Below are 21,577 nucleotides of genomic sequence, written 5' to 3' on the forward strand. Positions count from 1 at the left end.
ACCCCGCAGCTCTGCTGCGGCTGGGATTTTGAGAACTGAACGTTCTCAAAAGCTTCGAGCGATTGGCGAGATGATTTTGAGGTTTGGAGTCCTCAAATCATGCCGCTCTTGCGGCAAGCTTTTCAACCCGATAACGTTTGTGAATGGTTGAAAAAGCCGAGAGCGAACGAATTTTGAGGAATTGAAGGAGTCCTCAAAAGCTGAGAACGCAAGTGAACAGAGTTCGCGAACGGATGCGCAAATTTTAGGCAATTTCTTTACTAAACTTTTAGCGTTCAGTTACAAAGAATTCAAATAAAATTACAAAATATAAATATCGTAAAGCCCAATATACTCGTATGAATAAAGAACAGCTGATGGTGCACCTTAAAAGAAGCGGTTATCTCAAATCGCCGGAAGTGATTGCAGCGTTTGAAAAAACCCCGCGCGAGAAGTTCATCCCGGAAGGGCTCAGCCATATGGCTCATGAGGACACGCCTATTCCAATAGGCTATTACCAGACCATCAGCGCGCCTCATATGTATGCGATCATGCTTGAGCTTGCAGAAATAAAAAAAGGCGAGAAAGTCCTTGAAGTCGGCACAGGAAGCGGATACGGCGCGGCATTGATTTCAAAGCTTGTCGGGCAAAAGACGTATGTTGATTCAATTGAGATAATCCCGGAGCTTGCTGAAGTTGCAAAGCAGAATTTGGCGCACTCAAAGATAAAAAACGTCAAAGTGATTGTCGGCAACGGAAACTTAGGGCTTGCGGCAGAGGCTCCATTCGACAAGATAATTGTTACGGCAGGCGCGCCGGAAATTCCAAAAGAGCTTGTCAGGCAATTGAAAGAGGGCGGCAAAATAGTGATTCCTGTCGGAACTCCTGCATTTCAGGAGCTTCTTGTCGGAGTAAAACGGAACGGAAAAATAGAATACACGACTCACGGCGAGGTTATTTTTGTGCCGCTGGTGAAGAAGGAATGAAACTTATTTTTAAACTATTGTGTTCAAAGATACGTTATGAAATTCAAAAAAATTATTACTATCGGCATCGGTGATTCGAAATTGGATGAATCATATTGGAAAAAGATGGACACATTGACCGAAAAAAGAATATCCCTTCCAAAAGACAGCCCAGAAATCAGGAAACATTTGGAAGATGCTGATTGTGTTCTTGTCAATCCTTTCGTGTTTAAGTTTGATAAAGATTTGATTGATTTAGCGAAAAAACTAAGGTTTATCGGTGTTTTAGCAACGGGCTACAATGCAGTTGATTTCGAATATGCTGCAAAAAAGAATGTTGTTGTTTGCAATATTCCTGGCTATAGTACAGAAGCTGTTGCTGAACTTGCTTTTGCATCAATCCTGAATCATATGAGGGATTTGGATAAAGCAAAGGCTCAAATTAAATCATGCGACTATTCCGAGCCCGTTTTCTCAAATTGCCATGAGAATGAGGCGTTTATAGATAAACTAAAATCTAATGCAGTATTAATCAACCTTGCACCAAACGAATTAGTCGATCTTAAGGCATTAGAGAATCGACTAAAAAAAGGCGACATAACCTACATTTTTGACCATCCGGATGAACTTACTGTAGAACAAGCAAACCAGCTTTCAAAATACAAAGCATGTATTATATATCCGCCAATAGGATTTCAGACAGAAGAAGCAAGAATTGCAAAACAAGAGATTTTTGTTGCAAATATCGAGAACTTTTTAAAATGCGCGCCAACGAATAAAGTCAATTGAGATGCTTTTCGAGAATTTATGGGGTGCTTCAAAGTGATTTTGGATTCATAAATATATTCTTTCTTTGCCATATTAATTATATGCCGTATGATGTCGAAATTACAGAGACTGCAAAAAAGGAATTGAAGCGGTTCAATTCAGAGATATTGCAGCATTTTTCAAAGAAAGTGGAAAAAATACGCGTTAATCCTAAAATTTTCGGCAAGCCTTTAAGAAGTGAATATTTCGGCATTTGGGAATATTATTTTGAGAAACGCTTCCGGATTTTGTTTAAAATAGATGAAACCAGAAGCACAATAATCATTATTGGCATAAAGCACAAAGATTGGTTTTAAAGACCGAGCTCTTTTTTTACAGAATCCCATTTACAAACTCTTCCTTCAACAATGTCTTTTTCAGAAGCATTTATTGTATTTTTTAAATCCAGCGTTTCAAGTTGCTTTAATTCCTCTTCAGATATGAGTATTAATTTATTAGGATCTATTCCGGTCGCAGACTTAATTTTAAGGTAATCGGTACGGCATAAATTGAGTTTAAAGGGTGTCTGTTTCCTTGTTGATATGATTTTCATAGTAATCTAATGTCTATAGAAGTATTTAAGTCTTTATTTTTTCATCCATCCGTATCAGTATGCAAAAACTTCCATCCGCCTTTCTTCTTTTTGCTATCGTCTTCTTTCGGCGCGTCTTTTTTCTCCGGAATGTTTTCGACAGTAACTGATTCGATGCGCCCGACTTTTGCAACGATTTCATTCAGCCTTGTCTTTTCCTCCTCGTCAACAGGGAACGCAGCCTCGAATCCGGCATGGTGCTTATCCTGCTCGTATCGCGGTATTATGTGGATGTGAAGATGATGAACCGCCTGGCCTGAAAGCTCGCCGTTATTCGAGCCGATTGTGAATGCTTTTGCGCCAAGAGTTTTTGTCAATGCGCCAGCGACTTTTTTTACAACAAGAAATATTCCGCGGACCTGGTTGTCCGGCAGTTCAAGCAAAGTTGATGCGTGGTGTTTTGGAATCACCAGCGCGTGTCCCTTCATTCGCGGATTGACATCAAGGAACGCAAGAAAATTCGCATCCTCATAAATCTTGAATGCAGGGATTTCGCCTCCGATAATCTTACAGAATACGCAATCAGACATAACACTCACAAAGCATAGTATATACTAATCTTTATTTGTGTTCAACTTAATTTAAACGTTGCGCAACAATATCATGTTATGAATGAACTTGCGCTGGGATGTGCCTCTCTTGATAAGCTTCTTGGAGGAGGCCTTGAATCAGGGATTGTAACCAATGTTTACGGCCTTCCGGGTGCGGGAAAGACAAATTTCGCTCTTCAGGCATCTGTTGCATGCATCAGAAGTGGAAAAAAAGCTATTTTCATAGATACTGAGTCCGGGCTTTCACCCGAAAGATTTTTCCAGATGAAAAACACAGAAGAAGACCTCAAAAAAATCCTGATTATAAAGCCGCGCGATTTCAAAAGCCAGAGCGACATAATCAAAAGCCTTGACGCCATGATTGCAAAGGAAAAAGCAGGGTTGGTTGTTGTTGATTCTATTGTCGGGCTTTATCGGGTTGCTGCGCACGGAGAAAAAAGAAATGAAGCTAACCAGGAATTGACATGCCAGTTTGTCGCGCTTGCGCAATTGGCCGAAAAGTTCAAAATTCCGGTTCTTGTGACGAATCAGGTATATGCGGTTTTTGACTCTGATGACATAGAGCTTGTCGGAAAAGACCTGCCGAAATATTACTGCAAGGCATTGATTCACATCGAGAAAAAGGGTTCCGGAAGAAGGCGCGCAACCTTGATCAAGCACAGGCACAGGCCAGAAGACACTTTTGCAGAATTCGATATACGCGACGAAGGCCTTGTTGACGCAGAGAAGAAGTTTGGGCTATTTTAAGACAAAATCATCTATTTGTAGTAATGTTGTATCTATATTGTGGTATTCTCATATATTGATTATAAAATAACTTTGTGTATGGCTGTTTCTGAAATTCCTGAAATCGAAGTTAAGTCAAAATTGAAAGAAATCGAAAAGAAGGGGTTTATAAAATCTCTCCGGAAAAGCGATACTGGAATTGGATTTACTCTTGAAACTGAAATGGGGATAAAAGAAAACAATACTAAGGGCGGAGATTTAACGTATAATGGCAAAATGGTCGAGTTAAAAGCACAAAGATCGCATGCGACATCTAATATTACCTTATTTACAAAAGAAGCGAGCATAAGGCATTTGAATGATGTTGAATTGCTTAGAAAATACGGATATTCTGATGTAAACGGCCGTGTCGGACTCAAAATAACGCTTACAACTAATGGATTTAATCCTCAGAATTTTATGCTGGCAATAGACGAGAAAAACAATCTGCTGAGCCTCACACATAAAAATGATGGCGCGATTTGGTCATATACTTTTAATGAATTGTTGGAAAAATTGAAAAAGAAATTATCTGAAAATTTACTTATTGTTCTTGCGGATAGTGAAAAAAGGAAAGATGGTGAATATTTCCATTTCAACAAAGCATATCTGCTTTCAGACATTAGCATGGATAAATTCTTAGGGTTGCTCAAAGACGGAAAATTAGTAATCGAATTTAGGATGCATTTGAAGCCGAACAGCATTTCAAGAAATCATGGTACTGGATTCAGATTAAATGAACGGTACATACCTGAATTATATGCGAAAAAAGAAGTGCTTCTCGGATAATTATTTCTTTTGTAAAATTACGACATATTCTTCATTCATTGTAACTGCATGGTTGCCTTTTATATTGGTCGGACTGTTTATTCGAGGCATTCTCTTATGAGGTATATTTCGTATATATGTTTTAATATGGTCGTAATCTCCATAAGCTTGGAATAATTCAGTTATTATTTTATCCGTCGGGATTTTTACACCCTTAACAGTTCTATTTCCCACAACAAAGCATAAATGACCGTTAGCTTTCATTACACGATTTAATTCAGCTATGCATTTATTGAAATCTACATAAAAACTTAAAACATCCTTTGCGCGAGTTTCATCTTGTATTTTAATCATATTTAGCACATCATTTAATGTTTGTGAATTTAATTTATGTTCCATAGTTTTCGTTGGTTCTCCGCCCAAACTAACTTTGTCGATAGAAATGACTTTCTCGTTTTCATATCCGAGCCACTGCAACGCAAGCCGTGAGAATTGACCGTATGCTACGGTTGTTCTGCTATCGCCATAAGGTGGAGACGTTACGATAATATCTACAGAATTGTCTGGAATTGAGGTTCTATTTCTTGTGTCTTGCGCCAATATATCGACATTACAGTTATATCGCGCTTGACTATACGTACTCATTCCAATTATATTTTTAGTCGCTATCTTCAAAAATTCAGAAATTGCGTCTGGACTATGCTGTTTAAGTTCTTCTGAATTAATTCTATATAATTTGTATTCTCTGCTTCTCGTATTAGAAACCTTTCTCACGGTTTCAGAAAAGGCGACTTTAAAGAAATCTTTTATATCTTTTTCCAATAATGGATTGCTTGTAGTAATTCGTTCAATTTCATATTTAATCAAGTTTAAATCATCTATTGCCTGCGGTTTAAACCAAAAATCAATATTATAGAAATTTGGTCCCATTATTTTAAGCGTTTTATTATGCAACGCTTTTTTACTATCTCTGGTTTTTGAGATAATTTGAGCCAAACTATCGCTCAAAATTTGCGTAGCTATTGGCGTTGTTTTTACTTTTGCAATTAACAAAGCCAAAGGGTTTATATCGATACCATAACATTTCTTAAAATTTTCGTGCAGAGTGGCTTCCACAAGAGCAGTTCCAGAACCCATAAATGGATCGAGAAGAACTTTTGAGTTGCCTCCATAAATTCTTATCAATCTCTTTGCAATCTGCGGAATCATCATTGCAGGATACGTATGAAAACCGTGGGTGGCATACTTAGTGTGTTCATTTTTAAAATCCCAACTAGTATCTAAAATCTTTTTTTCACTTAGCGTCCCCACCACCTTTGTCAACTCGCTTGAGGACATTCTTTCCAAAGTCAGTAATCTGGTAAAGTCTTCCCTTTTTACTATCTGCATTTAGGCACACCACCATTTCATTTTCTCTTAAATCTTTCAAAAACATACTCACATGATTTAGTCGTATTTCAATATCTCTTGAAATTTCCGCAGGAGTTTTAATACGTTCTTCGATTGATTTCAATATCTTATATCGGTAAGCTGATGACTTGATAAGAGACATGCCGTTAATTAATGTCTGCTTCATGTATCTATTTTAGGTGTAAAGTGTATTAAGTCTTTAACACAATATTAGTACAATTTAAGTATAAATAGCTTTCGGACACTAAATATTTTGTCTTCTATGTATATAAGGGTATTCAGTTGGGTTTGCCGATAGAACACTATTCGTTCTTGAGAATACATATCAATTTAATTTTTCTTTAAACGCATCCACAATATTCTGATTCCGGTAGTGATGCATAAAATCGGCAATTTGATTTTCATTCAGGCCTCTTCTTTTTGCTTCGGCTTCAAGCTCTCCGTAAAGCCCAAAATCAGCAATTCCTGAAGGCGGATTCTCGCTTGATTTCTCCTCTGCTGCATGCGGCGCAAAATCGCTTGCAAGATAGACTCGATTGTATAATCCGTCATTCTTAGAAAGATTGAACAAAAAATCAAGCAATTCTTTTTGATTTGCGCTGTCTCTTATCGGAGGATTGCATTTGTGTTTTTTGGCATCCTCAACGCTCATTAGCTTCATATGCTCTGTTGAGCGCAGAATGTGGTGCGGCGTAAGCTCAAAACCAATGTCAAATGTGCGCGCCTTATCATTAAGCGCGGTTCGTATCAGACTGATTGTCTCTGCATGCGAAACATGGCATATCTGGAGCCTGCCTTTAAATCCGGCATTTTTTGCGAATTCAATCTGTTTTTTCACAGAATCGTATTCCGCTTTTGCAGGGCGCGCATCAGCCCATGTCCACGGTTCGCACGAGTTGAATTTGTGCTTATGCAGCTTTATTATTTCCGGATGCTCGCAGTGCACTGCAAGAACGCCGGTGTAGCCTGCGTCCGAGAGTGCGCAGTATATTCTCCCCTGTTCTGCCTCGTTTTCTACTGCCAAGTTTCCGGTTGATTCTCCTGCAAAGAGCTTTAAGCCGACTACATTTTTGTTTTCTTTTACAATCTGCACTGCTTTTTTTATCTGCTCTAAATCAGAAGTCAGTCCGACATAAAGGCGGTAATTTTCAGAAATTCCGCGTTTTTCAGCAAGATTAATGCGCTCCTGGACTCTTTCGCGCGTGGTGACCGGCCTTGGCAGATTCGGCATATCAAAAAAAAGCCCGATGCCTGCTTTTTTGCCCTGAGCGACAACATCCGCCATTGTCGCCTTGTGCGCCCATTCCTCGTCGCGCATGTGGACGTGCGGGTCGATGTAGTATGATGGTTTCGAGTTCATAAATTACGCCTTCACTCTTCTTCCTGCCTTGTCAAGTTTTTCAGTTCCAAACGCGCTTAGCTCTTTCAGTTCGCTTGACGCCATGACATTTTTCTTGCAAATTCTTACGCTTCCGCACGCGCATGAGCCGCAGATTCCGATGCCGCATTTCATATAACGCTCAAGAGAAGCCTGCATCGGCACATTGTTTTTTTCGCATATTGCAAGAAGCTTGAACATCATAATTTCAGGCCCGCATGTGTATACGCAGTCGTATTTGTTTTTTCCGAGCATTTCATCGGCGATTCCTGTTACAAATCCTTTTACTCCGGCTGAGCCGTCGTCTGTGGCTATCGATACGTTCGTTGCCTTTTCCAGCCTATCTTTGAAAAGCAATTTATCCGCTGACCTTGCCCCTAGTATCGCGTCGATTTTTATCTCCTTTTTCGCGGCGTTCTCTGCCAGAAGCGCGAGAGGGATTGTTCCCCTGCCGCCGCATACAAGCAGGATGTTTTTCCCGGTGATTTCAAAGCCGTTTCCATACGGACCCCTTATGCCTATATGGTCGCCGATTTTTGAGTCGTATAACGCGCGAGTTCCATCTCCAACAGCTTCGACGGTTATGCCAAAAGTGCCGTCAGAATCAGAAGTATACGATGCTGCTAGTGGAAATTCATCTACTCCTGGCACCCAGACCATGAAAAATTGTCCGGGTTGTGCTTGCGCCAATTTTTCACTCTCGAAGAAAAAGCTTCTGCAGTCTTTTGTCTCGTCAACAATCTTTTCGATTTGCAGCGTTGGGTTTTTCATTTTAGAGCAATCCCCCGTATTTCTTCGAGATTTTTATGCCCTGAATCTTCCAGATATTTCTGTATTTCTGAGTTGATTTTTTTGAATGCTTCTAAATCATGATGCATAATCGAGGTTCCCACCCCGACAGCAGTTGCACCTGCCATTATAAACTCCAGGGCATCTTTCCCGCTGTAAATTCCTCCGGTGCCAATAATCGGCAGCGTCGTGTTTTTTGCAATTTGGTAAACTGCTCTTAATGCTATCGGTTTTATTGCAGGCCCGCTGACGCCTCCTTCTTTATTTGAGAGAACGGGCCTTCCTGTATGCACATCTATCAGCATTCCGGGCCCAACAGAATTCGAGCAGGTGATCATATCAGCGCCCGCAGCTTCCACAATTTTTGCGATTTCCGCAATCTTGAATTCTGCCGTCAGCTTGATTATCACCGGCACAGAAACATTTTTCTTGACAGCTCCGACAACGCTTCTTGCAAGTTCTCTATTATATTGAATATTCGCTCCAAGCCCCGCTTCTGCATGAGGGCATGAGAAATTGAGTTCCAGCGCATCCGCGCCGGCATCTTCACAGCATTGGGCGACTTTAATGAACTCGTCTGTGTCTTTGCCGCCGACGCTCGCAATCAATAAAATGTTTGCCGCCTTTGCAATGCGTATCTCTTTTGCGCTTTCTTCAATACCGGGGCATGGAAGGCCGATACAATTCAAGAGGCCGTGTTCATATTCAGCCACAACAGGGCTTGTGTTCCCGTCCCTTTGCTCAAGAAATATGGTTTTTGTCGTTACTGCTCCTGCTCCGGCATTTGCGACATTTATGAGTAATTCTCCGGTAACGCCAAGAATTCCTGATGCAAGAATAACAGGGCTCTTCAGGCGCATGTTTTTCAGCGTTACTGACATGTCGGGCATAAGAATGATTAATGAATTAAATATTTAAACGCGTTGGAATAGTTATGAAAGTAATTTATACTTTCAAATCCATTACGGATTATGACTTTAAGTGATTCCATTGAGTATTGGATTGGAAAACTTGAGTCTTTAGACCCTTTTGAAAGAGCCTATTTTTACGTAGTTATTTTCTTAGCACTTCTCGTACCATTTATAGAATATTCTGCTATCGCTAACGTGAATCAGAAAATAGGTAATTACGAAAATCAAATAGAAAATATGAGCACCATCATTGATTATGGAATGTATCTTGATACGCTTACCGAAGTGGATAAAATGGTCTCATACAGCTTGTCTATTCAACAGGGAGAAACATCATTTGGCAACATGAGCGACGAAACAAAAGTACTTCATACGCGTGTTGAGACCAGATATTTTGACATGTGCCGCAACCTTAATCGAGCATCTCAATATACGAACGTAACGATTAATTGCTTGAAATTATCAACTGTTGAAAGGGCACGCGACATGACAGAATTCAATAAATTTAATCAGACGCGAATAACATTGTACACTACGCGTGGAGATTTAAAGACAAAGGTATTGGAACTAAAATCAGAGAAAGAAGATATAACAACTTTGCGTAATGTTGTGTACGTATTATTGGTCTTTTTATCTGGCTTGGGTAGTGTATTTGCGTATGCCAACGATAAAACTAATTCAAAAAAATAAACTTCATTACTCAAACCCCATTTTCTTTCCCCAGTCCGCAGGACTTTTATTCCACTCAAGAATTCGCGCGATTTCTTCCTGCGGTATGTAATTCAATTTGCCTGCAACCTGGACCAATGTGCTGAAATTTGAAAGTGTGACCGGAGTGCAGTTTGCCTGTGCGAAGTTGTTTTTCGCGCGCTCCATCTCATAAGTTATTATTGCAATGGCATGAGTCACTATCCCTCCGGCTCCACGCACTGCAGAAACAGCGTCTATTATGCTGCCGCCGGTTGATATCAGGTCTTCTACAATGAGAACTTTTTGCCCGCTTTTGAGCCTGCCTTCAATAGTGTTGTTTTTCCCGTGTTCCTTTGCGCTTGACCTGATGTATATCATGGGCTTTTTCATCGCATCTGCGATCCATGCCGCGTGGGGAATGCCGGCAGTAGCAACGCCGCCGACAACATCGAAATCGACGCCATTTTCTTTTATTGTTTGCATGAAGTATTCAACTATTTTTTCTCTTTTGGCGACATCTGAAATTATAATCCTGTTGTCGCAGTAAATCGGGCTGAGTATGCCGGATGCAAACCTGTACGGCTTTTGCGGGCTTAAAGTGACTGCGTTTATCTCAAGCAATATTTTTGCAACATCTTCTGCGATTGTCATATGATTACCATTTATCCAAAATTAAAATTATGCGCGTATTCTTTTCAGATACGCATTCCATCCGGCATCCCGGTATTCTTTTGCCATTTCTTTCGGATTGCCAGAGCCGTAAATGCCGCGCCCGACAATTATCGCATCGCTTCCAGCAAGCACGGCATCCTCGGGAGTTGCGTATTTTTGCCCGAGTTTATCGCCCTTGCTTTCCAGCTGCACTCCTGGCGTAAGTATCGCATGCCCTTCAAATGAAATGGATGAAAGTTTTTGCAGTTCGCAAGGATCGCTTCCTGTTCCGATATATCCTGCAATCGCATCCTTTTTCGTATTTGCTATCTGGACGCATTTTTTTGTATATTCTCCTTGCGCAAAAGTTCCCTCGCTTGACATCTGCGCAAGCACCAGGACTCCTCTTTCAATCCCGTCATTTTTTTCTTTTGCAACGTTCCAGATGGCATCAATTATCGCAGGGCCCGGAACAAGGTGCACATTGACAATGTGCGCCCAGTCTGCAATCTTGTACATTCCGCCGGAATACTGCATTCTTACTGTATTTCCAATGTCTGCAAACTTTCTGTCCTCGAAAATTATGAAGTTGTGCTTTTTAGAAATCGCGATAAGTTCCTGTATAACTTCAGGAGAAAAATTATTCCATATGTCAACGTGCGTCTTAAAGACAGCAATATCTGCTCCAAGAAGTTCTGCAAGCTCAAGAATTTCGTTTGCATCAGTATGGTCTGCAGCAATCGCAAGGTTTGTTTTTTTCTTTGCCATCAGATTGAAAAGATTTCGGGCTGCCGGGTTAACCGCCATTTTAGCCCTTTCTTCGTAAGTGAGTTTCAGCTGCGAATCCATTAAATTATATCTCCATGCTAAAGTTTAAATCTTTTCGCAAACTTCGTTTGCTCTAAGCTTTAAATCCATTCAAAGCATGAATTTAAATACATTTAAATACAACGCTGTATTGGTGTAAGATGTTTCTAATTCCCGGTTCGAATTCGCGCGCATTGGCAGAAAAAATTTCTTCTTTGTCAAATGTACCTATGGCCAAGGCTTCGTTAAAAAAATTTCCCGACGGCGAGAATTACATACGCATTGATTCGGATTTATCAGGCCGTGATGTTTTTCTCGTTGCATCAATGTTTCCGGACCAGAATAGCTCTCTCATGGAATTTTTGTTTTTGGCAGACGCCTGCCGTGATTGCGGCGCGAAAAAGATAACTGCGATAATTCCGTATTTTGCATACGGAAGGCAGGATAAGCAGTTCCAGAAGGGAGAAGCACTGTCACTAAAAACCCTTGCAGGACTGTTTAAGGCAGTCGGAATACAGAAGATAATTACGCTCGAGTCGCATTTTCACAGAAAGCCGGAAAATTTCGATTTTTTCGGCATTCCGGCAACAAATATTTCAGCAGGCAAGGCATTGCTTGAGGATATAAGAAAAAACATTTGCACTGATTATATGGTAATCGGCCCGGATATTGAGTCAGGCAAGACAGTCGAGTTTGCCACAGGCAAAAAAACCGTTTTTGAAAAGGTAAAGATATGCCCTGAATGCAAAAAGCCCGCAATAGACTGCAAATGCGGCGGGGAACGCAAACGATATGAGGTAAAGGAACTTAAAAGCGAAGCCGATTTTCGCGGCAAGAATGTTGTCATACTTGATGATATGATTGCATCCGGAAGCACAATGATTAAGGCGGCGGAAAAGGTGCGCGCGCAGGGGGCGAAAAAAGTAATCTGCGCGGCAACACATGGATTATTCATCGGAAATTCCCTCAAAGTTTTGCAGGAAAAATCGGATTATCTCATAGTCACAGACACAATAGAAACTCCAGTAAGCGCGATTTCTGTTGCGGATTTGATTGCAGAGGAGATAAAACAAAAATAATTTGTGCCGAATATGCAACCGCGCATTTTTTAAATTCACTGATTAAATAAACTACTTGGATGAATTGGTCATTTTTATGGCAGAACATCACTTCAAATTTATTGAAAAAGGCAACTTGGGTTTGATCGGCCTGGGCGTAATGGGTCAAAACTTAGTGCTGAATCTGGAAAGCAGGGGATTCTCAGTTGCAGTTTATAACCGCACGGTTTCTGATACAGAAGCGTTTATCGCAGGAAAAGCAAAGGGCAAAAAAATCCTCGGCGCGAAAACGCTCGAGGAATTCGCAAAAAAGCTCGAGACTCCAAGAAAAATACTTCTTATGGTAACTGCTGGCGACCCGGTGGACGCCGTGATTAATCAGCTTTTACTTCATCTAAGCGAAGGCGACATCGTAATCGACGGAGGAAATTCATTTTTCAAAGACACCATTCGAAGGACAAAGGCACTTGTTGAGAAAAAAATCCACTTTATAGGCATGGGAATTTCAGGAGGGGAAAAAGGCGCATTGATTGGGCCTTCTATTATGGCTGGCGGCTCGGAGTATTCCTGGAAGCACATAAAGCCGCTCTTCGAAACAATTGCTGCCAAAGCGTTTGACGGCTCGCCGTGCTGCGCGCATATCGGAGGAGATGGTGCGGGTCACTATGTCAAGATGGTGCATAACGGCATAGAATATGCGGACATGCAATTGATCGGCGAGGCATACCAGCTGCTAAAAGAGGGCGCGGGACTGACAAATGAAGAAATGAGCGATATTTTTGCAGAATGGAATAAAGGCGAATTGAATTCTTATCTTATAGAAATCACTTCGGCAATACTGAAAAAGAAAGACGAAGAAATCGGAAAGTACATAATTGATTTGATTCTTGATGAAGCAGGGCAGAAAGGAACCGGAAAATGGGCTTCGCAAAGCAGTTTGGATATCGGCGTTCCGGCATACAACCTGAATATGGCGGTTCTATTGAGATACATGTCCACTTCAAACAAAGAAAGAGAAAGCGCAAGCAAAATGCTGTCCGGACCAAAAATCAAAACGCGAAAAGACAAGGAAACTTTTGCAAAAGAAGTGCATGACGCGCTTTATGCATCAAAACTATGCGCTTATGCGCAGGGGTTTTCATTGATGGCTGCCGCATCCAAAGAACATGGCTGGAATCTGAATTTTCCGGAAATCGCGCGAATCTGGGAAGGCGGATGCATTATCCGGGCAGAACTTCTCGAAAATATTCGCTCTGCATTTTCCGGCAATCAGAATATTTCCAACCTGCTCTTGGATGTGCATTTCCGGGAAAAAATATCCGACCTTCAAAGCAATTGGAGAAAACTAATAGCATTTGCTGTTGAAAACGGCATACCTGCAACAGGTATCTCATCTGCTTGCGCGTATTATGACAGCTACAGATGCGCAAGGCTACCTACAAATCTTATTCAGGCGCAGAGGGATTTTTTTGGCGCACACACTTACAAACGAATCGACAAGGAAGGGAGCTTTCACACTGAATGGGAACCAAAAGAAGGCGACGATTCTGCCAAGTATAAACTCGGAGTTGTCGGAACAGGGCACTGGGTAAGAAGGCTGCATCCGTCAATAAAAAAAAGCAACAAATTATTGCTTCATAAGGGCGCAGGCGTCACACGGTTTGAAGATAAGAAAGCAGTTCTTGATGAATACAATATAACCAAGGACAGGTATTTTCAGATTCCATCTGTTGCAGAATTGCCTTTAGAATTCTTCAAGGATTTGGATGCTGTGCAAATTGCAAGTTATAACCAATTCCACCACGAACAGACAAAGCAATCTCTTGCGCACGGAAAAGTCACAGTGGTTGAAAAAACATTTGCAACAGAGCGAAAAGGCTTTGATGATATGATTGATTTCATAAAAAAGAACGGCCATGAGAAAAAAGTATACCCTCATCTTCATTATCTTTCAAAAGCGCTCACAAGGAGCCTGGCTGAAATATTGCCCGAAGCGCTAAAAAACTACGGAAAAATAACTTGCGCAGCGGGTACATTTGTTGAGGAAACCCGTGAGGAAGATATGCGGAGAACGTGGCTCCTTAAGCCCGAGAACGGCGGCATATTCCTGGATTGGATACATCCTGTCGAGGTTTTGGCAAAGTTTTGCGGGGCGAATTTTTTGGAATGCAAAAGCATCGAACCATACATAGTCAATCCCGCATATGATACTGTCAATCCCACAGGGCTTTGCGCGAGATTTAAAATAAGCGGCAGTGCATTTACAAAAGATGCGTTCGCAACAATAAGGGTTGGAAAAGGCTTTCCTGCAGGAGTTACATACAAGTCCTTGAGGCTGTTTTTTGAGAAAAGCGTGGTTCTTGACCTTAATTACATCTCATCCGAAGAAGAGTTCCAGACGGGCCTAAGAGGCGCATGGGAACTTGCGGAACTTGACGGCGATAAAAAGACCGTATTAAAGAAAGGAACCCCGGAAGGGCCCCTTTCATATGATTTTTTGGTAAAAAATATGCTGAATATGATTGACGGAAAAGAGCCGCCGCTTTCAATAGATGAAATCAAGAGAATCTATGAGCCGGTGTGGCAGGTTCAGGAAGCTGCAAAGGGCCTTGTATCCATTTCAGAAAAAAAATCGGTTGAGCAGTTTATAAAAGACGCTTTGGAGAAAGCCAAGTAAGTTATGCAGGCACAGTACGGGAAAATTATGCAAACTCAAAAAATCATGAAAATCAATGATTTTCAAGCTTTTCAGTCTCTTGCGAGCCTGAAAATCGCAATAGCATCAGACCACGCAGGGTTCCGGCTAAAGGAGATAATTAAAACTCATCTTTCTGCGCTCGGATATGAATACAAAGATTTTGGGACTGATAAGGAAGAGCCTGTGGACTATTCAGACTTTGCCTATCTTGTGAGCGAGGAGGTTTCTAAGAAGAATTTTGAGCGCGGCATTTTGATCTGCGGCACGGGGCTTGGAATGTGCATAGTTGCCAATAAACTGCAGGGTATACGTGCGGTTTCCTGCCATAACATAAAGACTGCAAAGCTCTCAAGAGAACATAATGATTCCAATATCCTGACGCTTGGCGGGCGAACGATGAATCCGGAAAGCGCGAAAAAAATCGTTTCTGTCTGGCTAACTGCTGAATTTGAAGGCGGAAGGCATGCAAGAAGAATTAATAAGATCAAGACAATTGAAGAGAATTCCATGAAATCATAATTTATCTATGCCCGCCAAAAGCGGTCCGAAGCGCGCCGAATGTTTTATTTTTCAGTTTGGGTTAATACCCCGCATCTCTGCTGCAGTTGAGATGCGCAAATTTTAGGCAATTTCTTTATGCCTCGCAAAAATTGCGCGCAAATCCTTAACCCGTTATTGTGTCGTATTAGTGAGTATTTATATCTTTTCAGTTAACATTTGTTTATATGCTATTAGCTGGTTTCGATAACTTAAAACGCCAGGGCGTTCTTCTGCGGGGTTTCCCCTTCTAATTGGCTCGTCAAATTATGGATTTTACGATCAACGACATTCTTTTCACTTCCAGTCTTATCAACAATAGTACTTACATACATAAACTACACCTCATCATAATATGTCTGCATAATCTACATATACTTCTTCATAGATTATACAATAAGTAACTACTACTTGGTTATATCTAATGAGATACCCGAATAATGCGGGCTACCCCTCGCTGAAGCTCGGGGTTTCTACCGCCCGCATTACCTCAGTTGCCTAAAACAACGTTTCCTGCATCTCTCGCGTTTTTTTCCATTGATTTCCTTTGCTGTTATCGATGTAGTTTTTTACAGCGTCTGCACTTACACTGCCAATGCTTCTGTAGAACACACCTCTGCTCCACAATCGCAGATATCTTTGTAAAGAAGGCATTTTATCTCTTATGTAATGAAAAGTACCGCCCTTTATCACAGCACATATTCTCAAAATCGACTTTCTTGGAGGGCAAGAGATAAAGAGATGCACATGGTCTGGCATCACTTCAAAAGTAAACAGGTCTATACAGTTGTTTTTGCAGACCTGTTTTATGCCTTCTTCGCACAATCTTTTCGTCGGTTCGTATCTGAAAACCGGATATCTGGCTCTTGGTATGATGATTACATGATACCAATTTTGGCCTTTGCTGTGGCTACAGCTTTTTAAATCAGAGCTCACACGATTCATTTGTAACACCTCATATGCGTTTTTCACTGTTGGAAAACGTGTATGAGCTCATACTGCACCAAATTCGCTATGCAAAGAACTGTTTAGAACGAGTTTTAAAAAAGCTATTTATGGCGCCTTCGGCGCCTTTTGGCTCACCTCGAACTGAAGCACCGCGCTAAAGGCGAGGAATCGCCAAAAGAATGTTATTATTTAAATACATTTCTATTGAAGAAGATATATTATGCAGAATAGAAAAGCCCTGATTTCGGCAACAACTGCGCTTTTTTACCCAAAAAAAGGAAATCAGGATGAGTGTGCATCACTTCTTTGCCGACCTGCCCCGATTTCATTTATCTCCTTCATTTCCTTCATCTCATTCATCTCCTTCAGAACCCGTTCTACAATCCTCTTCGGCTCGTCATCATAAATTACGGTTCCGCCTTTCTTCGCGCATTTTGCTATAATCTCAGGTATCAATTCAGAAATTCCGCCGGTTCCGCGCAAAACTCCGATTACTTTTCCTTCGTCGTATGCAATTGTAAACTCGTTCAAAGTCCCTATTCTTCCTGCAATTAGAATCACTGCGTCGCAGCTCCTGACAAACGTTACGTTGCGCCCTTTTTTTCCTGCGCCGGTAAAGATCAGAATGTCATGATTTTCTGTTGGCATGTTATGCAATTTCACATGCTCCTGGAGATTCGCTGCAGGCGATATGCCGACAACAAAGCCATTCTTTTCCTTTGCGCCGCAGGCAGCCTCATAAGGAATTCCTGTTGTTGCGCCGGTAAGCAAATAGCATCCGCGCAGCGCTATTTCTTCTCCGACACACCTTGCTTTTTGCAGGACCGTATCATCCGAACTCATTGCCGAGCCTATAACTCCGATTTTCATACATTCACCATCCGCCTGGGGGATGAAAAGCTTCGAACGAAGTGAGATGATTTTATATTTCATGTTTTTCTTCACATTTCAAAAGCATAATTTATCCCATTATTCAAATTCTTTCTTTCACCCAGTCCAGAAATCTTTTCGTTCTTACCAAAAGCATATGCGCTTCTTCTTTTGAAGCGTTTTTCTCAGTGTATCCGAATTCTCCTCGTTTTGTCAAAGCTTCGCTTATAATATCGCGCTTTGATTCCCTTCCTGCCGCAGCCTGTATGTGCAACTGTATCGCTTCCCGGTGATCCTTGCTCGGACGCCTTCCAAGCGCGGCGATACATAATGAATCGTTGGCAAGGATTATTGACTGGCTGGCGTTAAATACTGCAACATCGAATCTGCTCTTTTCAAATTCGTCCAACGAAGCTGCATAAAAATTCTCTGCTTTGTTAAAATAGCTGGCTGCTTCGTCTTTTCTAACGTCCCTTACCATAAATAAGTTCCTCCATGCTTTTGCCAAAAATGGTTTTTCCGTTTGCCATCACATCGATTATAAATGCTTCAGAAGATTTTCTTTTTAGTTCGGCTATTGTCATAGTTATTGTTGAAACCGGAAAACCGTATTTTTCTGTTAGTTCGGCATCTATTTTTGAGATGCTATTTCTATCTAATTCTTTTTTCAAAACAATCAAAAAATCTATATCGCTCCTAGTTTTTAATTCGCGCAAAGCCGAGCCGAATAGCACTATGCTTTTTATATTCTTCATTTTTTTTGCATTTAATACAAAATCGCCTGCGACCAAATCGGCCAGTTTTCTCTCTTTTTCAAACATTTCCAAGATTATTCTTGCCAGATAATTTGAATTACTCAGTCTGAATATAGATCCTTTGCCGACTTTTTTCGATTCCAATACGCCCGCATCCGCCAAGTATTTTAAGCAGTCACTGGTTCTGGACACTGAGAGATTCAAAGCCTTTGCTATTTGAATTGCCTGAAAATCAGTGCCCGAAAATTTTGAAAAATATCTCATTATTTTTGTTCTGACTCCTGAATTTAGTATGTCTTCGATCATACGCTCTACATATGCAGCAGTATTTATAAACGTTACGATTTATCGTAATACATTACGATTTATCGTTTCAGCCGATCATGTCGACAAATTCATTTACAATTCTTTTGAAATCATTAATATCATAATATTGCGCGTGTCTACCCTTCGGACGGTAATCTGTAATCATGCCTCGCACATACTTAGAAACGCGCTCAGCAGGTACATTATATACTCCAAGAACCCATAGACCGTCATCAATAGCATGCGATATTTCTGCACCAACGCCATGGCTTGCATCGCTCATCTCTGCAACAAGGAGATAACATTGCTTTATCCAGTCACGGTCTCTTCGATAAACAGATGTTTCAGAAAGCTTATCTTCTTTTTCAAGTATGCCTTCTTCGGTTTGATGCATGCTGATTACTTCCAAGCCGATTTCTTTAAGCGCGTTCTGTAATTGTTTTAAAGAATATAAAGGCGCATTATCATTTCCACCACGCATTGAGCTTGCTAAAAATACTTTTTTCACAATATCGCCGTTTACACTTTTCTAATCCGCCCCATCTTCGGTTCGAAAAGCTCCCCCTCGCGCTTCATTTTCTGTATGATGTCCATTGAGTCCTTGATTCCCTGTTCTTCTGCCGCAGCAAGCACGTCTTCAATCAGAACCGTCTTGTCCTCGCTGTCGCGCTGCATGCTCTCGATTAAGTCAAGTATGATTCTTATCTTGTTGCGCTGGTTCGCAGATATTCCGCTTTCAAGCCGATCTATATCAAGCTTTCCTGTTTCAGGGTCGATGCCAAGCTTCATCAGATATGCCGTGACTACATTCACAGCCCTCTGAGCGTCTTCTTCAAGCACCTTGTCCGAAAGCCGGACCTTTGCCGATGCTTCAGCAAGACGAATTATTGCCTCAAGCTGCCTTGCTCCTATCGGAACCGCAGTGTTTTCTTTTGTCTCGCCAGCGTATTTGTTTCGCAAGCCTACATAAAAATTTTCTATCACCGTTTCTGCTACACGTGTAAGTTTCGGAAAGCACGTGCTCTTTGCGTGGGCTATGAACTTGCGCAAAAATTCAGTTTCTATCGGAGAGTTCTGGACATCGGGCTCGCGGTGGAGCTTGAGTATGTGGCGCACAAGAACCGTATCTTTTTCTTTGTTCGGAATGTCCCTGAATGCGAAAATGAGGTCGAATCTTGAAAGAAGGGTTTCAGGAAGGTCAATTTGGCTTGCGAGCGGATTGAAATTGTTGAACCTGCCCAGTTTCGGATTTGCTGCCGCAAGAACTGTTGTTTTCGCGGAAAGCGTTGCCTGGACGTTTGCCTTGCTGACAGTAACCGTTTGCTGCTCCATGGCTTCATGCATCGCGCTTCGGTCTTCAGGAGTCATCTTGTCAAGTTCGTCAATGCCTATGATACCATTATTCGCAAGAACTATTGCCCCTGCCTCAAGAGCCCATCCGCGCATGAATTCGTCCTTGACAACAGTTGCTGTGATGCCCGCCCCGCTTGCAGACTTTCCGACAATGTATCTTGCTTTTGGCGCAAGGCCCACAACATATTTTAAGAGCTGAGACTTGCCGGCACCAGGGTCTCCGACCAGAAGTATGTGTATATCTCCCCTTGTTGTTATTCCATCGTGCCTTACTTTTCGCACGCCACCGAAAAGCTGGAGCGCAACCGCCTCCTTCACATCTTCATATCCGTAGATTGACGGCGCCATTGCTTTAATCAGAAGCTCATATATTTTTGGATTTTTTGAGAATTCTTTTATTGCCACGACATCTTCTTCAGTAAGAATTATTTCCTCGAATTCCTGGTCTATTGTTTCTATATGGTTTGCGTCAAGGTATATGTCCCGCTTTACGCTTTCCTGTTTTAGGGCTGTTAGAATCGGTGAGTCATTCAATATTCCGGTTATCACGATTTTGTTTCCCGGCACAACCTTTTTCTGGAAGTTCGGGTCCACTAAGTCGTCGCGCAGATAAACCGGGAGTTTTCGCGGCTGGGCGCTTCCGACAAGATTTTCCGGGCATTCTTCGACTATTATACGCTGGTGGTCGATGAGCTTGCGCATTATCAGGTCGAAACTGCGCCTGTTTCCGCAAGTGCATACATAAGGCGTTTCTATGCTCTCGTTTTCCTGAAGAAGCACAATGCGCTCGCCGCACGACTTGCATTCGAAAGTCGCTGCAGTGATTTTCGGCCTGACTTCTGATGCCTGCTTAATCAAGCCCTTGATTGCTATCAGTTTTTTTATATGCTTGCTTCGCAGGTTCTTTATTTCAATAACATCTCTTTCAGGAAGATTCTTGAATCGCACAACCAGGCGCTTCTGCTCCATTCCTGTGTCGATGTTGGAAAGCGCATTGTCTAATTCCTTAAAAACAGATATGGGAGAGTCAAGAAGAATGTCTGCAAGATGTGTGTCGAACTGTTCGAGGTCCGCAAAGTCGACTACAAGGGGCTTTGATTCGCGCGCAGCAGCAATAATCTGGGGATTGTATTGCTTGGTGAAGAAAGCTTCGAACTTTGTCTGCATATCCTCTGGTGTCATTACGTCTTATACGCGCACAATATTTTTAAAGCGTTGTATTAGAGGTTGCCGATATAATTTGTTGCAAAAACAATTCATATTTATATGAGCTTATTCAATAATTTTGCGGAGCGCGCCATGGAATTCTCAATCGAAACAGCTGATTTAACCAAGCACTATGGGAACTTAAAGGCAGTTAACGCGCTGAACTGAAAAATCAAAAAAGGAAAATATTCGGGCTTTTTGGCCCAAACGGCGCCGGAAAGACTACTACAATCTCTATGCTTTCACAGTCCTTAAGCCGATAACAGGCACTGCGCGAATCAATGGCTTTGATATCGTTCGCGAGCAGGAAAAAGTTCGCAAGTCAATAGGTATAGTCTTTCAGCAGCCTAGCGTTGACGATCTTCTTACAGGGAAAGAGAATCTTGAGATGCGCGCGCTTTTTTCTCTCATTGCAATGGCTGCCGGAATCTGGAGCTTTAAGAGAATGCAGGATTGGGGTGAGTAAAGACAAAATCAGGATTAAAGCAAATCATTATATATTGCCCGTATGCAATGTAATATATGCTTGAATTTCTTTTTTTCATAGTTTTTGGCGTTCTTTTAGCTGTTTATGCTTTGATTGGCGTCAGATATATTCAGAAAAAACAAGCAGGACATAAAAAGAGCCAAAATATTAAAGAACAGCGAGTTATTATGAAAGTGCTTGGTGACGTTCGCGGCACTTCCATTGCCATAGAAAAGAAATATTTTGTAAACGATTATCTAAAAGACTCAAAAATCCGAAGTCCTGAAGAAGTATGGGCGGATATTGAGTAGAATTAG

At 41.5% G+C, this 21,577-nt stretch carries 25 protein-coding genes and 1 pseudogene; 11 read left to right on the plus strand and 15 right to left on the minus strand.

Annotated features, from left to right (window positions below; all coding sequences use genetic code 11):
• Positions 1 to 338: 338 nt before the first annotated feature.
• From KKB09_05885 to KKB09_05895, 3 genes are all read left to right on the plus strand, one after another.
• Positions 339 to 965, plus strand: a complete 627-nt coding sequence (locus KKB09_05885) for a protein-L-isoaspartate(D-aspartate) O-methyltransferase (GenBank protein MBU4300720.1) — start codon at positions 339 to 341, stop codon at positions 963 to 965.
• A 36-nt stretch (positions 966 to 1,001) separates the two neighbouring features.
• Positions 1,002 to 1,733 carry a hypothetical protein gene (locus KKB09_05890; GenBank protein ID MBU4300721.1) on the plus strand — a complete coding sequence of 244 codons (732 nt, stop codon included), beginning with the start codon at positions 1,002 to 1,004 and terminating at the stop codon, positions 1,731 to 1,733.
• Between the two features lie 80 nt (positions 1,734 to 1,813).
• Positions 1,814 to 2,068 carry a type II toxin-antitoxin system RelE/ParE family toxin gene (locus KKB09_05895; GenBank protein ID MBU4300722.1) on the plus strand — a complete coding sequence of 85 codons (255 nt, stop codon included), beginning with the start codon at positions 1,814 to 1,816 and terminating at the stop codon, positions 2,066 to 2,068.
• Here the strand turns inward: KKB09_05895 and KKB09_05900 are convergent.
• Positions 2,065 to 2,304: a hypothetical protein gene (locus KKB09_05900; protein ID MBU4300723.1), complete on the minus strand. Its 240-nt coding sequence runs from the start codon at positions 2,302 to 2,304 to the stop codon at positions 2,065 to 2,067. The genes KKB09_05895 and KKB09_05900 overlap by 4 nt on opposite strands.
• A 41-nt stretch (positions 2,305 to 2,345) precedes the next feature.
• Complete coding sequence (locus KKB09_05905; protein ID MBU4300724.1) at positions 2,346 to 2,873, minus strand: HIT family protein; 528 nt, start codon at positions 2,871 to 2,873, stop codon at positions 2,346 to 2,348.
• Positions 2,874 to 2,951: 78 nt separating this feature from the next.
• Between KKB09_05905 and radB the strand changes: the two genes are divergently transcribed.
• Positions 2,952 to 3,641: a DNA repair and recombination protein RadB gene (gene radB / locus KKB09_05910; GenBank protein MBU4300725.1), complete on the plus strand. Its 690-nt coding sequence runs from the start codon at positions 2,952 to 2,954 to the stop codon at positions 3,639 to 3,641.
• Positions 3,642 to 3,719: 78 nt separating this feature from the next.
• Positions 3,720 to 4,448, plus strand: a complete 729-nt coding sequence (locus KKB09_05915) for a hypothetical protein (protein MBU4300726.1) — start codon at positions 3,720 to 3,722, stop codon at positions 4,446 to 4,448.
• Here KKB09_05915 and KKB09_05920 read toward each other — a convergent pair whose 3' ends face one another.
• From KKB09_05920 to KKB09_05940, 5 genes are all read right to left on the minus strand, one after another.
• Positions 4,449 to 5,816: a site-specific DNA-methyltransferase gene (locus KKB09_05920; protein ID MBU4300727.1), complete on the minus strand. Its 1,368-nt coding sequence runs from the start codon at positions 5,814 to 5,816 to the stop codon at positions 4,449 to 4,451.
• Complete coding sequence (locus KKB09_05925) at positions 5,722 to 6,003, minus strand: MarR family transcriptional regulator (protein ID MBU4300728.1); 282 nt, start codon at positions 6,001 to 6,003, stop codon at positions 5,722 to 5,724. The genes KKB09_05920 and KKB09_05925 overlap by 95 nt, the downstream gene beginning before the upstream one ends.
• Before the next feature lie 159 nt (positions 6,004 to 6,162).
• The gene (locus KKB09_05930; protein ID MBU4300729.1) at positions 6,163 to 7,197 is read right to left on the minus strand and encodes a hypothetical protein; all 1,035 of its coding nucleotides are present in this window, start codon (positions 7,195 to 7,197) and stop codon (positions 6,163 to 6,165) included.
• A 3-nt stretch (positions 7,198 to 7,200) separates the two neighbouring features.
• A complete protein-coding gene (locus KKB09_05935) occupies positions 7,201 to 7,986 on the minus strand; it encodes a dihydroorotate dehydrogenase electron transfer subunit (protein MBU4300730.1) in 786 nt (261 codons plus the stop codon).
• The gene (locus KKB09_05940) at positions 7,983 to 8,894 is read right to left on the minus strand and encodes a dihydroorotate dehydrogenase (GenBank protein MBU4300731.1); all 912 of its coding nucleotides are present in this window, start codon (positions 8,892 to 8,894) and stop codon (positions 7,983 to 7,985) included. The genes KKB09_05935 and KKB09_05940 overlap by 4 nt, the downstream gene beginning before the upstream one ends.
• A gap of 81 nt (positions 8,895 to 8,975) precedes the next feature.
• Between KKB09_05940 and KKB09_05945 the strand changes: the two genes are divergently transcribed.
• A complete protein-coding gene (locus tag KKB09_05945) occupies positions 8,976 to 9,605 on the plus strand; it encodes a hypothetical protein (protein MBU4300732.1) in 630 nt (209 codons plus the stop codon).
• Between the two features lie 6 nt (positions 9,606 to 9,611).
• On the opposite strand, the gene KKB09_05950 is transcribed toward KKB09_05945, so the two are convergent.
• Both KKB09_05950 and pyrF read right to left on the minus strand, forming a co-directional pair.
• Positions 9,612 to 10,256 (minus strand): orotate phosphoribosyltransferase, encoded by a 645-nt coding sequence (locus KKB09_05950; GenBank protein ID MBU4300733.1) that lies wholly within the window; start codon positions 10,254 to 10,256, stop codon positions 9,612 to 9,614.
• Positions 10,257 to 10,283: 27 nt separating this feature from the next.
• Complete coding sequence (gene pyrF, locus KKB09_05955) at positions 10,284 to 11,105, minus strand: orotidine-5'-phosphate decarboxylase (GenBank protein ID MBU4300734.1); 822 nt, start codon at positions 11,103 to 11,105, stop codon at positions 10,284 to 10,286.
• Between the two features lie 119 nt (positions 11,106 to 11,224).
• On the opposite strand from pyrF, the gene KKB09_05960 reads away from it, so the two are divergent.
• The 3 genes from KKB09_05960 (at position 11,225) to rpiB (ending at position 15,338) form a co-directional block, all read left to right on the plus strand.
• On the plus strand, positions 11,225 to 12,142 hold the full coding sequence (locus KKB09_05960) for a ribose-phosphate pyrophosphokinase (GenBank protein MBU4300735.1): 918 nt from the start codon (positions 11,225 to 11,227) through the stop codon (positions 12,140 to 12,142).
• 55 nt (positions 12,143 to 12,197) lie between these two features.
• Positions 12,198 to 14,798 carry an NADP-dependent phosphogluconate dehydrogenase gene (gene gndA / locus KKB09_05965; GenBank protein ID MBU4300736.1) on the plus strand — a complete coding sequence of 867 codons (2,601 nt, stop codon included), beginning with the start codon at positions 12,198 to 12,200 and terminating at the stop codon, positions 14,796 to 14,798.
• A gap of 87 nt (positions 14,799 to 14,885) precedes the next feature.
• Positions 14,886 to 15,338, plus strand: a complete 453-nt coding sequence (rpiB, locus tag KKB09_05970) for a ribose 5-phosphate isomerase B (protein MBU4300737.1) — start codon at positions 14,886 to 14,888, stop codon at positions 15,336 to 15,338.
• Between the two features lie 516 nt (positions 15,339 to 15,854).
• Here rpiB and tnpA read toward each other — a convergent pair.
• From tnpA to KKB09_06000, 6 genes are all read right to left on the minus strand, one after another.
• Positions 15,855 to 16,301, minus strand: coding sequence for an IS200/IS605 family transposase (gene tnpA, locus KKB09_05975; protein ID MBU4300738.1), 447 nt, complete (start codon positions 16,299 to 16,301; stop codon positions 15,855 to 15,857).
• Positions 16,302 to 16,586: 285 nt separating this feature from the next.
• Entirely contained in the window at positions 16,587 to 17,174 is a 588-nt protein-coding gene (locus KKB09_05980) for a hypothetical protein (protein MBU4300739.1), read from the minus strand.
• 103 nt (positions 17,175 to 17,277) lie between these two features.
• Positions 17,278 to 17,655: a HEPN domain-containing protein gene (locus KKB09_05985; protein ID MBU4300740.1), complete on the minus strand. Its 378-nt coding sequence runs from the start codon at positions 17,653 to 17,655 to the stop codon at positions 17,278 to 17,280.
• Positions 17,639 to 18,235, minus strand: a complete 597-nt coding sequence (locus tag KKB09_05990; GenBank protein MBU4300741.1) for a nucleotidyltransferase domain-containing protein — start codon at positions 18,233 to 18,235, stop codon at positions 17,639 to 17,641. The genes KKB09_05985 and KKB09_05990 overlap by 17 nt, the downstream gene beginning before the upstream one ends.
• Before the next feature lie 67 nt (positions 18,236 to 18,302).
• On the minus strand, positions 18,303 to 18,743 hold the full coding sequence (locus KKB09_05995) for a nucleoside 2-deoxyribosyltransferase (GenBank protein ID MBU4300742.1): 441 nt from the start codon (positions 18,741 to 18,743) through the stop codon (positions 18,303 to 18,305).
• 11 nt (positions 18,744 to 18,754) lie between these two features.
• Positions 18,755 to 20,770: a minichromosome maintenance protein MCM gene (locus KKB09_06000; protein MBU4300743.1), complete on the minus strand. Its 2,016-nt coding sequence runs from the start codon at positions 20,768 to 20,770 to the stop codon at positions 18,755 to 18,757.
• A gap of 117 nt (positions 20,771 to 20,887) precedes the next feature.
• Between KKB09_06000 and KKB09_06005 the strand changes: the two are divergent.
• Positions 20,888 to 21,260: pseudogene (locus KKB09_06005) on the plus strand (ATP-binding cassette domain-containing protein).
• A 56-nt stretch (positions 21,261 to 21,316) separates the two neighbouring features.
• Positions 21,317 to 21,571, plus strand: a complete 255-nt coding sequence (locus KKB09_06010) for a hypothetical protein (GenBank protein ID MBU4300744.1) — start codon at positions 21,317 to 21,319, stop codon at positions 21,569 to 21,571.
• The last annotated feature ends 6 nt before the right edge of the window (positions 21,572 to 21,577 follow it).

The organism is Nanoarchaeota archaeon (assembly GCA_018897155.1).
Taxonomy (GTDB): Archaea; EX4484-52; EX4484-52; order EX4484-52; family LFW-46; genus LFW-46.